Consider the following 13,265-nt stretch of genomic DNA (forward strand, 5'->3'; position numbering starts at 1 on the left):
AGTAAAGAGACTATTGTCCCAGACTCTTTTACTCTATTATTTAGACTTATCAAAAGAAAAATTAACTTAACAGGTATTCTACTGCAACTTTTAATACATTCATTAACTACATTAGAAATAAGAGAAAGGCAATTCGAAACAGAGACAGGGCGAGCAAATGAAGGGGATAAAACCAGTAAAATACTTTTCCAATATTGGCCCCTTTTTGACCGTTGTAGAAAGAGGTCACGAGGAGAAACAGAAGACAGGTGGCAGCCAGATCGGCCAGACCATCATAGGAGAAATTGAAGGCCAAAATTAGGATTTGCACACTGTTCAGTGCCAAGACACCGCCAATTTTTCGGAAGATTGGGTCTTTAATCTTTGCAAAGGAATAGATACCAAAAACTCCTCCCGTCAGTCCGCCGTCAGCGATAATGGACAGAGTAAAACAGAGTAGAATAATTAGAACTTTTCTCCAGGTTGCTGTTTGCTGATCACTGTAATAAAGAGCACAGAGCCCCAAAAATAGAGTAACAACCGTATTTTGCATGATAAAGCCAAGACCAGTAACCCAGCCCATCAGAGAGAAAGGGATGATACTGATAAGAGCCAGCAGCCCCAATCGTCTCATATACTTGCTCACATCATGACTGTGCCGATAGCCTTCCGCAATACAAAAGGCAAAGACTGGAAAAGCCAGGCGGCCTATTATGTGCATACTATTGGCCAGCCAGTTAGGAGAGAGAATATTCATATTGGTAGCCAGTGGAAAAGCTACCCAGGCGATATGGTCAATCAGCATTGCAAGCATAGCAAGCAGTTTCAAACTGCTATTGTCAATCATTTTTTTCATAGGATACTCCTTTTTCCTTTCCTATGATACAAGAAAGAGTTTCTTCTTTCCATTTCTTTAGCTTACATTTCTCTCATTTTTCTTACAATTTTGTAAGTTGGAATTTCACCTTTTTACCTCATCGATGAATACTTCTGATTTTTCTTGACAAATAAGACTGAACGAGGCTGGGACAAAAAGATTTTGATTTTAGGGATTCTTTATTATAAATTTTTAAAATTGATAGATTAGACAAAAAAGTGAACAAGACAGAATTCTGAGTGTCAGATAACTCCGTTTTGTTCGCTTTTTATATTTAAGGTTAGACTTTTGTCCCAGATTCTTTTACATAGTCTGATAATTGCTTTTGATTCCGCAATTCGATGAATTTCTTAGGATAGGTCTGGCGAACTTCCTGATAGCGACTTTTAGTCTCTCTTGTCCGACCATCCCAAAGGATCCAGCGAATGAATTCCCAATCCAGTCTTTCAGTACAGCCAGAAGCCATGCTTTCTCTTGTTTGATTTCGATATTTTAGATAGCGTTTAAAGGCGCGATAGAGGCAGTTCCAGCGAGAAAAGTTCATAAAGATAATCTGATCAGCCTGCGTCATCCTTTCCTCAAAGCAGGCGAAGGAGTAGTTGCCATCGGTGACCCAGGATTGTTCTCGCTTGAGGAAATCCGCTAAATCAGCCTTGACTTGGTCTTGGCTACGAGTCTGCCAGTTTTCTTCAAACCGAATCGTATCCAGATGAAGCACGGGAATATGGTGGAAGTGGCCTAACTGCTGGGCCAAGGTTGACTTGCCAGAGCCGGAGTAGCCGATGATAGCAATCTTCATATACATTCTCCTAATTACAGTGAGCAACAAAAAAAGCTCCGTGGAGCTCCTTTGTATGCGCGATGCATTATTTAGCAAGTTTAGCTGAAAGGCGTGCTTTATCGCGGCTTGCTTTGTTTTTGTGGATCAAACCTTTTGTTTCTGCTTTATCGATAGCTGAGCTAGCAGCACGGAAAAGTTCTTCAGACGGGTTTGCTTCAAATGCTTTGATTGCAGTACGCATAGCTGATTTTTGAGCTGAGTTTTTTTCGTTTTGTTTAACGTTCAATTCAGCGCGTTTGATAGCTGACTTAATGTTTGCCAAGTTATTCACCTCCATTGAAAATACTAACTATCTAATTATATATGAAAAGTTGTGATTTGACAAGCCTAAATTATTTTTTTAGATAGATTTCGTCAATTTCATGATTTTTAGCCTTGTGCAAAATCACTTCGGCCCTATTACGAGTTGGCTCAATATAGTCTAATAGGTTCACCAGATTGATTGTTTCCCAGATATTATGGGCCAGCGCCATGACTTCTTCTTCAGGCTGGGTCGTAAAGCGATGGTAGTAATTATGCGTGTCGTGCTTAGCTAGTGCCAGTAATTTTTTAAAACGATCGAGATACCAAGACTCAATATTTTCGATTTCGGCATCTACGTAGATAGAGAAGTCGAAAAAGTCAGTCATATAAAGGCGTTCATTTTGCGGATTTTGGAAGACGTTGATGCCTTCTACGATGACAAAGTCAGCTGCCTTGATTTCTTGCTTTTCATTTGGGATAATATCATAAATTTCGTGCGAGTAGACGGGAATTTCATAGTTTTGACCATTTTTAATGCGGTCTAAAAAGTCTAGCAAGAGTTCCATATTATAGCTTTCAGGGAAGCCTTTGCGATTTAAAATCCCCGTTTCAATCAAAGTTTGATTAGGATAGAGAAAGCCATCTGTCGTCACTAATTCAACGGTGGCATTTGTAAAAGTCCGTGATAGGAGGATTTGCAATAGGCGGCTAATCGTTGATTTTCCAACGGCAACACTGCCAGATACTCCGATGATAAAGGGCTGCCTTTTGCTTTCTTTTTGTAGAAAAATACCTTTTGAAAAGGCGAGATCTTCTTTGGAACGTTTATAAATCTGAATGAGATTTGTCAGAGGCAGATAAACATCTGTCACATCCTGTAGACTGATTTTGTCATTGAAACTCTTGATAGAATTGAGTTCGGACTCAGTGAGCGGTGGATTTTTTTTTCGATGCAGATTCTGCCAAGTTTGGCGGCTGATTTTTTCAAAATGAAGAAATTCGTTAGTCATAAGTTACTCCTATATGATGGATTTTAGTATAACATACTTTTGGAGAAATGAAAACGATTTACAAATCGAGAAAATTTATGATAAAATGGTTTTATGACTAAAATGTATTTTGCAGAAAATCCGGATGCCAAACATGACATTCATGAATTAAAAGTGGAACTATTAGGACAACAGATGACCTTTTTAACAGATGCTGGTGTCTTTAGCAAAAAAATGATCGATTATGGCAGTCGAGTGTTGTTGTCTGCCTTGGAATTTAACAAAAAAGAAACGCTGCTGGATGTGGGTTGCGGCTATGGAACGCTGGGCCTGACTCTGGCTAAAGTGCAAGAGCTAGAAGTTACTCTCGTGGATATCAATCAGCGAGCGCTAGACTTGGCTAGAAAGAATGCGGATGCGAACCAAGTATCTGCAGATATTTTCCAGTCCAATGTTTACGAAAATGTGACCGGACAATTTCATCATATTATTAGCAATCCACCGATTCGGGCTGGTAAGCAGGTGGTGCACGAGGTTATTTCAGGTAGCTACGATCACTTGCTAGCGGATGGGGATTTGACGATTGTTATCCAAAAGAAACAAGGAGCTCCCAGCGCTAAAACCAAAATGGAAGAAGTGTTTGGCAACTGCGAGACTCTCAAGAAGGACAAAGGCTATTATATTCTAAGGAGTATGAAATAAAGATGCGGGCAGTTGATATTATTCAAAAGAAACGAGATGGACTAGAGTTGTCCAGTCAAGAGATTGAATGGCTGATTGAGGGGTATGTAGCTGGAACAGTGCCAGATTACCAGATGTCAGCCTTTGCCATGGCTGTTTACTTTAAAGGAATGACTACAAGAGAAATTTCTGATTTGACCATGGCCATGGTGGGGACAGGCCAGCAGTTTGACCTGTCAGCTATTTCAGGGATTAAGGTAGATAAACATTCGACTGGTGGAGTGGGAGATAAGGTTACCTTAATCTTGGCTCCTCTAGTAGCTAGCTTTGGAGTACCCGTTGCTAAGATGAGCGGTCGAGGCTTAGGCCACACGGGCGGTACCATAGACAAGCTCGAGTCTGTCAAGGGCTACCAGGTAGAGCGCAGTCAGGAAGATTTCATCAAGCAAGTTCAGGATATTGGTGTATCCGTCATCGGTCAGTCAGACCAGCTGGTCAAGGCAGACAAGCTTCTCTATGCTCTACGTGATGTGACCGCTACAGTTGATACGATTCCTTTGATTGCCAGTTCGGTTATGAGCAAGAAAATCGCCGCTGGTGCAGACAGCATCTTGCTGGATGTGACCGTCGGTGAAGGTGCCTTTATGAAAAATCTAGAGGATGCCCGTGTCCTAGCCCGTACCATGGTAGATTTAAGTAAGGCTGTCGGACGCAGAACGGTTGCAGTCATTACGGATATGAGCCAGCCTTTAGGTACTAGTATTGGCAATCGTTTGGAAATTTTGGAAGCACTGGAAATCCTTCAAGGACAAGGACGCGAAGATATCACGGAGTTTATCTGCGAGCTCGCTCGGATTATGCTTGATTTGGCAAATGTTGAGAAGTCAGTCTCTGAAATTAGAGAGCATCTGACAAATGGATCAGCTTTGAAAAAATTTGAAGAGATGATTGCAGCTCAGGGCGGTGATCTAGAGGACTTGTATCGGCCATCCCAGGCGGCTTATGTGGCTGAAGTGAGAGCAGAGCAATCTGGCTTTATCACAGAGCTTCCAGCTATGGAATTTGGCTTGTTTGCGATGAGATTAGGAGCAGGACGAGCAGTCAAATCTGATAAACTAGATTATGAAACTGGAATCGTGTTTGAAAAGAAGGTTGGCGAAACAGTCGAAATTGGGGAAATTGTTGCAAAAATTTACGCAAATGAAAAAATTTCTCAAGAACTAGTTACAGAATTCCAAAAAAATGTTAGAATAGGTAGTGAAAGCGTTGCAGTAAGCGAGATTGTCGAAGTGATCGCTTAATTCTAGGAGAATCCAACATGAAATTAAACAAATACATTGACCATACGCTTTTGAAACCTGATGCAAGTCAGGAGCAGATTGAAACCTTAATTGAGGAAGCAAAGAAATACGATTTTGCGAGCGTCTGTGTCAATCCGACTTGGGTGAGTTTAGCTGCGCAAGCACTAAAAGCTACAGATGTTAAAGTCTGTACGGTCATTGGTTTTCCACTGGGAGCAAATACTCCGGAGCTCAAGGCTTTTGAAACGAGTGATGCCATCCAAAACGGAGCGAATGAAATCGACATGGTCATCAATATCGGTGCTCTAAAGTCTCGAAACTTTGATTTAGTTGAAAGAGACATTCGAGCTGTTGTGGAAGCTGCCAAAGGAACCTTGGTCAAGGTCATTATTGAGACCTGTCTCTTGACAGATGATGAGAAAGTGAAAGCTTGTCAAATTGCTCAGAAAGCTGGTGCGGATTTTGTCAAGACATCCACTGGTTTCTCAACTGGTGGTGCAACCTTTGCAGATGTAGCTTTGATGCGTAAGACAGTTGGGCCAGATATGGGAGTCAAGGCTTCTGGCGGTGCCCGTTCTTACGAAGATGCACTTGCCTTTATCAAAGCTGGTGCGACTCGCATTGGAGCATCCTCTGGTGTAGCGATTATGGAGGGAGACGTGGCTAATGGCGACTACTAATTTGATTGATTTAGTTGTAGAAACCACGAAGAATGCCTATGTTCCATACTCTCATTTCCCTGTCGGAGCTGTTTTAGTAGCTAAAAATGGACAAGTTTTCACAGGTGTCAATATCGAAAATGCTAGTTTCGGCTTGACCAATTGTGCAGAGCGAACAGCCATTTTTAAAGCTGTTTCTGAAGGCTTTTTAGACTTTGAGGAATTAATTGTTTACGGAGAAACGGAAAAACCGATCTCCCCGTGTGGTGCCTGCCGCCAAGTAATGGCAGAGTTTTTTAAGAAGGATTTACCAGTGACCTTGGTCGCTAAAGATAAATCGACGGTCGTGATGACGGTCAAGGAGTTACTTCCATACTCTTTTACAGACTTAACTTGAGTCTGTTGCTGGTCAACTGACCAAAATTAAACTTGCAACTAAGTTGCACATCTTATATAGGAGGTTCAGAAATGAACAAGAAACAATGGCTAGGTCTTGGTCTAGTGTCTGTCGCAGCAATCGGACTTGCTGCATGTGGAAATCGTGCGTCTAAATCAGATAGCTCTAACGCTAAAACTGATTTAAAAGCTGCTATCGTAACCGATACAGGTGGTGTTGATGATAAGTCATTTAACCAATCTGCATGGGAAGGTTTGCAAGCTTGGGGTAAAGAAAATGGCCTTTCAAAAGATAACGGCTATACTTACTTCCAGTCAACTGACGAGTCACAATACGCGAACAACCTAAACCAAGCTGCTACGGATGGTTACAACTTAGTATTTGGTATCGGTTTTGCCCTTCGTGATGCCGTTGAATCTGCTGCAAAAGATAATTCAAGTATTAACTACGTTATTATTGACGATGTAATTGAAGGTCAAAAGAATGTTGCTTCAGCAGTCTTTGCAGATAATGAAGCAGCTTACCTTGCTGGTGTTGCAGCTGCAAAAACGACTAAGACAAAACAAGTTGGTTTCATAGGTGGTATAGAAGGTGCAGTTATCACACGTTTTGAAAAAGGTTTCGAAGCTGGTGTGAAATCAGTTGACCCATCTATCAAGATTAAAGTGGACTATGCTGGTTCATTCGGCGATGCAGCTAAAGGTAAAACAATTGCAGCTGCTCACTATGCTGGTGGTGCGGATGTTGTTTACCAAGTAGCTGGTGGTACTGGTGCTGGAGTATTTAACGAAGCTAAGTCAATCAACGAAACAAGAAATGAAAATGAAAAAGTTTGGGTACTTGGTGTTGACCGTGACCAAACTGAAGAAGGTAAATACAAATCTAAAGATGGTAAAGAATCTAACTTTGTTTTGGCATCAAGCTTGAAACAAGTTGGTAAGACTGTCCAAGACATTGCTAACCAAACTGCTAAAGGTAAATTCCCAGGTGGTAAAACTACAACCTTTGGTTTGAAAGACGGTGGTGTTGATTTGACAACAACCAACCTTTCTGAAGATGCTAAAAAAGCTGTTGAAGAAGCAAAAGCAAAAATCCTTGACGGTAGCATCACAGTTCCTGATAAATAATTGAATGTTGAGCGATCCGACCTACTAGGGTCGCTCATTTTTAAATTCTGACGCCTTTGCATCGGTTAAGCCTACTAGGATAGGAGTCCGAGGAGGTTATATCGACATAAAATGAAATTCTGGAAAGGAAAGAGCCATGACACATGAAAATGTCATTGAAATGCGAGAAATTACCAAGATTTTTGGTGAATTTGTGGCCAATGATAAAATCAATTTGGAACTCCGAAAAGGTGAAATTCACGCTCTTTTAGGAGAAAATGGTGCCGGGAAGTCAACCTTGATGAATATGTTGGCCGGCCTACTTGAGCCGACTAGTGGTGAGATTGTAGTAAACGGAAAGCCAGTTAAGCTGGACTCTCCATCAAAGGCGGCCTCACTTGGTATCGGGATGGTGCATCAGCACTTTATGCTTGTGGAAGCCTTCACTGTTGCTGAAAATATTATTCTTGGAAGTGAGATTACAAAAAATGGTATCTTAGACTTGAAACGCGCTACGCAAGAAATTAAGCGTTTGTCTAAGAAATATGGTTTGTCGGTCGATCCATCTGCCAAGATTGAGGATATTTCTGTTGGAGCCCAACAACGGGTTGAAATTTTGAAGACCCTTTACCGTGGTGCAGATATCCTAATTTTTGACGAACCAACAGCTGTTTTGACACCATCTGAGATTGATGAATTGATGAAAATCATGAAAAATCTGGTCAAGGAAGGTAAGTCTATCATTCTTATTACTCATAAGTTGGATGAAATTCGTGCAGTTTCTGACCGAGTGACCGTTATTCGTCGAGGAAAATCAATCGAAACAGTTGAAATTGCTGGTGCAACTAACCAAGACTTGGCAGAAATGATGGTGGGACGTGCCGTTTCCTTCAAGACTGAGAAGAAACCTTCTAATCCGCAAGAGACGGTTCTTTCAATCAAGAATCTTGTCGTTGAAGAAAATCGCGGCGTTCCAGCTGTTAAGGGACTTTCACTGGATGTTCGTGCTGGTGAGATTGTTGGGATTGCAGGAATTGACGGAAATGGTCAGACTGAGTTGATTCAAGCTATTACAGGACTTAGAAAAGCAAGCTCGGGTGAAATTTTGATCAAGAACCAGTCCGTAATTGGTAAGAAACCACGTCAGATTACTGAAATGAAGGTCAGCCACGTACCTGAAGACCGCCATCGCGATGGTTTGGTGCTGCAGATGTCCATTTCTGAAAATATTGCTTTGCAGACTTACTACAAGGAACCACTTAGCAAAAACGGCATCTTGAATTACAATAATATTTACTCTTACGCGTGCAATCTGATGAAAGAGTTTGACGTGCGGGCGGCTAGCGAGTATGTACCTGCTTCAGCCCTCTCAGGAGGAAACCAGCAGAAGGCTATCATTGCTCGGGAAGTGGATCGTGATCCAGATTTGTTGATTGTCAGTCAGCCTACTCGTGGACTTGATGTCGGAGCAATTGAGTATATCCATAAACGCTTGATTGAGGAGCGTACTCAGGGCAAGGCAGTTCTTGTTGTCAGCTTTGAGCTAGATGAAATACTCAATCTTTCTGACAGAATCGCCGTTATCCATGATGGCAAGATTCAAGGAATTGTGACTCCAGAGAAAACCAATAAGCAAGAACTTGGTATTCTCATGGCTGGTGGTAAGATTTAGAAGGGAGATTCAAATGTCTAAGAAAACACAGCAGATTGCAGTTCCCTTAATCTCAGTTCTTTTGGGGATTTTATTGGGAGCGATTGTCATGGCTATCTTTGGCTATGATGCCATCTGGGGATATGAATCCCTCTTTAAAACAGCATTCGGTTCTTTGAGAAGTTTGGGTGAAATTTCTCGGGCGATGGGACCTCTAGTTCTCATTGGTCTGGGTTTTGCCGTTGCTAGTCGGGCTGGATTTTTCAATGTCGGACTTCCAGGTCAGGCCTTGGCTGGTTGGATTCTGGCTGGTTGGTTTGCCCTTTCCTTTCCTGACATACCTCGCCCTCTGATGTTGTTAGCAACTGTAGTGATTGCAGCAGTAGCTGGTGGGATTATTGGTGCTATTCCAGGAGTTCTGCGTGCCTATTTAGGAACGAGTGAGGTCATCGTTACGATTATGATGAACTACATCGTCCTCTTCGTTGGAAATGCCTTTATCCGCAGTTTTCCAAAAGCTGTGATGCAGAGTGTTGACTCTAGTAAACGTGTCGGTGCTAATGCGATTTATCAAACAGAATGGCTGAGAAGTTTGACAGCCAACTCTCGGATGAATATCGGTATTTTCTTTGCCTTGATTGCAGTCGTGCTAATCTGGTATATGCTGAAGAAAACAACGCTTGGTTTTGAAATCCGTGCTGTAGGTCTTAACCCAAATGCATCTGAATACGCAGGGATGTCTTCTAAACGGACCATTATTTTGTCTATGATTATTTCTGGAGCCCTTGCAGGACTTGGAGGAGTAGTAGAAGGACTAGGTACTTATCAGAATGTCTTTGTGCAAGGAAGTTCATTGAGCGTTGGTTTCAATGGTATGGCGGTAAGTCTCTTGGCTGCCAACTCTCCAATTGGAATTCTCTTTGCAGCCTTCCTCTTTGCGGTTCTGAGTGTTGGTGCTCCAGGTATGAACGTGGCTCAGATTCCGACAGAATTGGTCAATATTGTAACAGCTTCTATCATCTTCTTTGTCAGCGCCCATTACCTGATTGAGCGTTTGACTGGCAAGACAGTTTTTGAATTATTTAAAAACCGTAAGCAAGAAGCTGGTAAAGTGAGAGGGGGAAACTAGGATGAGTATTGTAACGATATTAGGTTTATTGGTATCATCTATGCTGATTTATGCGGCTCCCCTGATTTTTACAAGTATCGGTGGAGCTTATTCGGAGCATGCCGGAGTCGTCAATGTTGGTTTGGAAGGGATCATGGTAATGGGAGCATTTACAGGCGTTCTCTTTAACCTGACTTTCGAAAGTAGTTTTGGCAGCTTGACTCCATGGCTCTCCTTGATTGCTGCTGGTTTAGTTGGAGTGCTCTTCTCCCTTATCCATGCTGTAGCAACCATTAACTTCCGTGCAGACCACGTCGTTAGTGGTACGGTTCTAAACTTACTAGCACCAGCCTTGGCAGTCTTCCTTGTTAAAGCTATCTACAACAAGGGGCAAACAGACAACATTCAGCGTTCATTTGGTAAATTTAATTTTCCTATTTTGTCTGATATTCCAGTCGTAGGAGATATATTCTTCAAACATACAAGTCTGATGGGATATTTGGCCATCGCCTTCTCTTTCCTTGCTTGGTTTATCATGTTTAAGACAAAATTCGGGCTGCGTCTTCGCTCAGTTGGAGAACATCCGCAGGCAGCAGATACATTGGGAATCAATGTTTATCTCATGCGCTATTGTGGTGTTATGATTTCTGGTTTGCTCGGCGGTATTGGTGGAGCTATCTATGCTCAGTCAATCTCTGTTAACTTTGCTGTCACTACTATCATAGGTCCAGGATTTATCGCCTTGGCAGCTATGATCTTTGGTAAATGGAGTCCTATCGGCGCTATGTTAGCAAGTCTCTTCTTTGGAGCTTCTCAAAGTTTGGCCGTTATCGGAAACCAATTGCCTCTTCTTTCAAAAGTACCAACAGTTTACCTGCAGATTGCGCCATATGTCTTGACGATTGTGGTTCTTGCAGCTTTCTTTGGTAAAGCTGTTGCTCCGAAAGCAGACGGTATCAACTATATCAAGTCTAAATAATTTTTTACACCAGTTCTTTGGAGCTGGTGTTTTTTGTGATTAGAAGAAGTTGCTATCGGAAATAGAAAAAGCCTGCTTCGTCTGAAGCAAGCTTTCTAAGATTAATTTGTAGCGATTTCGTTTAATAAATCTTCTGCAGTAGTAGTTGGGTTCACTCGAACACGATTGAGCGAGAGTAATCCGTTAGACAGTGAAGCCAGGCCGTTATTGGTCGTCAATCCCATCTTATAACCCAGACTTTCAGCGATCTGCAAGGTCGCATCACTATAGCGGCCAGATGGATAGGCAACAGTCGTCGTCTTCTGTGATAGATTGTCATCTAAAAAGGCTTTAGAATCACGTAGTTCAAGGGTTTGTTGATCAGCAGTAGCAGTTGATAGATCAGGGTGGTTGACGGTATGGTCTTCAAAGGACATCCCCTTTTCCTTCATTTCTTTGATCTCATCTAGCGTCAGCATATCTTCACGGCCAGCTTGGACAAAGCCAGTAATGACATTGTTGGTTGCCTTCATCTGGTACTTTTGAAGTAGTGGAAAAGCATTGGTGTAAAAGTCTTTCAAACTATCATCAAAGGTCAGCCAGACTACTTTTTTATTTTCAGGCAGGACATTCTCTGTCAAAGCTTTGTAAGCTTCATCTGGGGTTAAAGTATAATAACCAGCTTCTTTTAGAGCCTGCAAATGACTTTCAAAAGTAGTTGGATCTACAATCAAACCAGCATTGGCTGCCTCAGAGGGATCCATTACATGGATCGCATGGTACATCAAGATTGGGATCTTAACAGGCTCGTCTTGTTTTACCCACTTGATTTTTGAAGCTTCTTCATTTGTTGAGGTAGAGTCTGGCTTCGAGGTGGATTGCACAGTTTGGTTGCCTGCAGAGGATTGTTTGCTAGGAGAGAACTGAGTCTTCCAAAGATAAATTCCGCCTACGATTAGGACAAGGAGCAAGAAAAGATTGATAATAGAAAAAAGGAATGCCTTTTTCTTAGCTTTATGTCTTTGCATGCGTCTTCCAATGTGTTTATCTGTCATGGTATCTCCTTCTAATTTCATGAGTTTAAAATTTTTACTTACATTATAACAAATATACAAATAGATTTGTAGGCATTTCTATATATTTTTGTTATAATGTTTTTTATATAAGAAATATTCAAGGAGTTCCTCATGTCTATTAAAATTGCTTTACTTGGTTTTGGAACAGTTGCCAGTGGTGTTCCTTTCTTGTTGAAAGAAAATGGAGAAAAGATTGTTCAGGCTGCTCATTCTGAGATTGAAGTTGCTAAAGTCTTGGTCAAGGATGATGCTGAAAAAGAGCGTCTTTTGGCAGCTGGAAATGATTACAATTTTGTAACTAATGTAGATGAAATCTTAAATGACGGCGAAATTGCGATTGTAGTGGAGCTGATGGGACGGATTGAACCAGCTAAAACCTTTATTACGCGCGCACTTGAAGCAGGTAAGCATGTGGTGACAGCCAACAAAGACTTGCTGGCAGTCCATGGTTCTGAATTGTTAGATATTGCTAAGAAAAATGGCGTTGCGCTCTACTATGAAGCTGCTGTTGCAGGTGGTATCCCAATTTTGCGTACCTTGGTTAATTCACTGGCATCTGACAAGATTACCCGCGTTTTGGGCGTGGTCAATGGAACATCTAACTTCATGATGACCAAGATGGTAGAAGAGGGCTGGTCTTACGAGGATGCTCTTGCAGAAGCGCAACGTTTAGGATTTGCTGAAAGTGACCCGACGAACGATGTTGATGGAATTGATGCAGCCTATAAAATGGTTATCCTCAGCCAATTTGCTTTCGGTATGAACATCAAGTTTGAAGATGTCAGCCACCAAGGCATTCGAAACATCACGCCAGAAGATGTCGCTGTTGCTCAAGATTTGGGCTATGTAGTGAAATTAGTTGGTTCGATTGAGGAAACGCCATCAGGAATCGCTGCGGAAGTGACACCGACTTTCTTGCCGAAAACGCATCCACTAGCTAGCGTAAACGGCGTAATGAATGCGGTCTTTGTCGAGTCAATCGGTATCGGAGAATCCATGTATTACGGTCCAGGTGCAGGTCAAAAACCAACTGCGACCAGTGTCGTTGCGGATATCGTTCGTATCGTCCGTCGCCTAAATGAAGGCACGATTGGCAAAGCTTTCAATGAATTTAGTCGCGAGCTTGTCTTGGCTAAACCTGAGGATGTCAAGAGCAACTATTATTTCTCTATCTTGGCCCCAGATGCCAAAGGTCAAGTATTGCATTTGGCTGAAATCTTCAATGCTGAGGAAGTTTCCTTCAAGCAAATTCTGCAAGAAGGTACGGATGGTGAAACAGCACGTGTGGTCATCATCACGCATGCTGTTAGCAAGACTCAGCTAGAAAATGTCGTGGCTAAGCTCCGTGAGGTACCAGAGTTTGAATTACTCAACACCTTTAAAGTATTAGGAGAATAAG

Annotated in this window: 14 protein-coding genes; 9 read left to right on the forward strand and 5 right to left on the reverse strand. The window is 42.0% G+C overall.

The features are described 5' to 3' along the window. Positions 1 to 106: 106 nt before the first annotated feature. The 4 genes from D8790_RS08270 to coaA form a co-directional block, all read right to left on the reverse strand. Complete coding sequence (locus D8790_RS08270) at positions 107 to 835, reverse strand: TraX family protein (protein ID WP_125388263.1); 729 nt, start codon at positions 833 to 835, stop codon at positions 107 to 109. A 301-nt stretch (positions 836 to 1,136) separates the two neighbouring features. Beyond that, positions 1,137 to 1,655: a DNA topology modulation protein gene (locus D8790_RS08275; protein WP_125388264.1), complete on the reverse strand. Its 519-nt coding sequence runs from the start codon at positions 1,653 to 1,655 to the stop codon at positions 1,137 to 1,139. 67 nt (positions 1,656 to 1,722) lie between these two features. Continuing rightward, entirely contained in the window at positions 1,723 to 1,959 is a 237-nt protein-coding gene (gene rpsT / locus D8790_RS08280) for a 30S ribosomal protein S20 (protein WP_001274000.1), read from the reverse strand. A gap of 70 nt (positions 1,960 to 2,029) precedes the next feature. Beyond that, positions 2,030 to 2,950 (reverse strand): type I pantothenate kinase, encoded by a 921-nt coding sequence (gene coaA, locus D8790_RS08285; RefSeq protein WP_125388265.1) that lies wholly within the window; start codon positions 2,948 to 2,950, stop codon positions 2,030 to 2,032. Between the two features lie 93 nt (positions 2,951 to 3,043). Here coaA and D8790_RS08290 point away from each other — a divergent pair, with 93 nt between their 5' ends. From D8790_RS08290 to D8790_RS08325, 8 genes are all read left to right on the forward strand, one after another. Beyond that, positions 3,044 to 3,631, forward strand: coding sequence for a class I SAM-dependent methyltransferase (locus tag D8790_RS08290; RefSeq protein ID WP_125388266.1), 588 nt, complete (start codon positions 3,044 to 3,046; stop codon positions 3,629 to 3,631). Positions 3,632 to 3,633: 2 nt separating this feature from the next. Beyond that, positions 3,634 to 4,911, forward strand: a complete 1,278-nt coding sequence (locus tag D8790_RS08295; RefSeq protein WP_125388267.1) for a pyrimidine-nucleoside phosphorylase — start codon at positions 3,634 to 3,636, stop codon at positions 4,909 to 4,911. Between the two features lie 17 nt (positions 4,912 to 4,928). Further along, positions 4,929 to 5,591 (forward strand): deoxyribose-phosphate aldolase, encoded by a 663-nt coding sequence (deoC, locus tag D8790_RS08300; protein WP_125388268.1) that lies wholly within the window; start codon positions 4,929 to 4,931, stop codon positions 5,589 to 5,591. Then, on the forward strand, positions 5,578 to 5,967 hold the full coding sequence (locus D8790_RS08305; RefSeq protein WP_062199342.1) for a cytidine deaminase: 390 nt from the start codon (positions 5,578 to 5,580) through the stop codon (positions 5,965 to 5,967). Before deoC ends, D8790_RS08305 begins: the two co-directional genes overlap by 14 nt. Before the next feature lie 71 nt (positions 5,968 to 6,038). Continuing rightward, positions 6,039 to 7,094 carry a BMP family lipoprotein gene (locus tag D8790_RS08310; protein WP_061911253.1) on the forward strand — a complete coding sequence of 352 codons (1,056 nt, stop codon included), beginning with the start codon at positions 6,039 to 6,041 and terminating at the stop codon, positions 7,092 to 7,094. Positions 7,095 to 7,230: 136 nt separating this feature from the next. Further along, positions 7,231 to 8,745, forward strand: coding sequence for an ABC transporter ATP-binding protein (locus D8790_RS08315; RefSeq protein ID WP_045497051.1), 1,515 nt, complete (start codon positions 7,231 to 7,233; stop codon positions 8,743 to 8,745). Between the two features lie 13 nt (positions 8,746 to 8,758). Then, the gene (locus tag D8790_RS08320; RefSeq protein ID WP_125388269.1) at positions 8,759 to 9,853 is read left to right on the forward strand and encodes an ABC transporter permease; all 1,095 of its coding nucleotides are present in this window, start codon (positions 8,759 to 8,761) and stop codon (positions 9,851 to 9,853) included. 1 nt (position 9,854) lies between these two features. Further along, positions 9,855 to 10,811, forward strand: coding sequence for an ABC transporter permease (locus D8790_RS08325; protein WP_005590147.1), 957 nt, complete (start codon positions 9,855 to 9,857; stop codon positions 10,809 to 10,811). Positions 10,812 to 10,912: 101 nt separating this feature from the next. Here the strand turns inward: D8790_RS08325 and D8790_RS08330 are convergent, their stop codons facing one another. Next, entirely contained in the window at positions 10,913 to 11,845 is a 933-nt protein-coding gene (locus D8790_RS08330) for a polysaccharide deacetylase family protein (protein ID WP_125388270.1), read from the reverse strand. Positions 11,846 to 11,977: 132 nt separating this feature from the next. Between D8790_RS08330 and D8790_RS08335 the strand changes: the two genes are divergently transcribed. Continuing rightward, positions 11,978 to 13,264: a homoserine dehydrogenase gene (locus D8790_RS08335; RefSeq protein WP_125388271.1), complete on the forward strand. Its 1,287-nt coding sequence runs from the start codon at positions 11,978 to 11,980 to the stop codon at positions 13,262 to 13,264. The last annotated feature ends 1 nt before the right edge of the window (position 13,265 follow it).

The sequence above is a fragment of the Streptococcus cristatus genome (assembly GCF_003943535.1).
Lineage (GTDB): Bacteria > Bacillota > Bacilli > Lactobacillales > Streptococcaceae > Streptococcus > Streptococcus cristatus_L.

What these genes read in the sequence shown, in the direction of transcription:
- D8790_RS08270 (WP_125388263.1), bottom strand. Translation starts at nt 835, where the DNA reads ATGAAAAAAATGATTGACAATAGCAGTTTGAAACTGCTTGCTATGCTT.
- D8790_RS08275 (WP_125388264.1), bottom strand. Translation starts at nt 1,655, where the DNA reads ATGAAGATTGCTATCATCGGCTACTCCGGCTCTGGCAAGTCAACCTTG.
- coaA (WP_125388265.1), bottom strand. Translation starts at nt 2,950, where the DNA reads ATGACTAACGAATTTCTTCATTTTGAAAAAATCAGCCGCCAAACTTGG.
- D8790_RS08290 (WP_125388266.1), top strand. Translation starts at nt 3,044, where the DNA reads ATGACTAAAATGTATTTTGCAGAAAATCCGGATGCCAAACATGACATT.
- D8790_RS08295 (WP_125388267.1), top strand. Translation starts at nt 3,634, where the DNA reads ATGCGGGCAGTTGATATTATTCAAAAGAAACGAGATGGACTAGAGTTG.
- deoC (WP_125388268.1), top strand. Translation starts at nt 4,929, where the DNA reads ATGAAATTAAACAAATACATTGACCATACGCTTTTGAAACCTGATGCA.
- D8790_RS08305 (WP_062199342.1), top strand. Translation starts at nt 5,578, where the DNA reads ATGGCGACTACTAATTTGATTGATTTAGTTGTAGAAACCACGAAGAAT.
- D8790_RS08310 (WP_061911253.1), top strand. Translation starts at nt 6,039, where the DNA reads ATGAACAAGAAACAATGGCTAGGTCTTGGTCTAGTGTCTGTCGCAGCA.
- D8790_RS08315 (WP_045497051.1), top strand. Translation starts at nt 7,231, where the DNA reads ATGACACATGAAAATGTCATTGAAATGCGAGAAATTACCAAGATTTTT.
- D8790_RS08320 (WP_125388269.1), top strand. Translation starts at nt 8,759, where the DNA reads ATGTCTAAGAAAACACAGCAGATTGCAGTTCCCTTAATCTCAGTTCTT.
- D8790_RS08325 (WP_005590147.1), top strand. Translation starts at nt 9,855, where the DNA reads ATGAGTATTGTAACGATATTAGGTTTATTGGTATCATCTATGCTGATT.
- D8790_RS08330 (WP_125388270.1), bottom strand. Translation starts at nt 11,845, where the DNA reads ATGACAGATAAACACATTGGAAGACGCATGCAAAGACATAAAGCTAAG.
- D8790_RS08335 (WP_125388271.1), top strand. Translation starts at nt 11,978, where the DNA reads ATGTCTATTAAAATTGCTTTACTTGGTTTTGGAACAGTTGCCAGTGGT.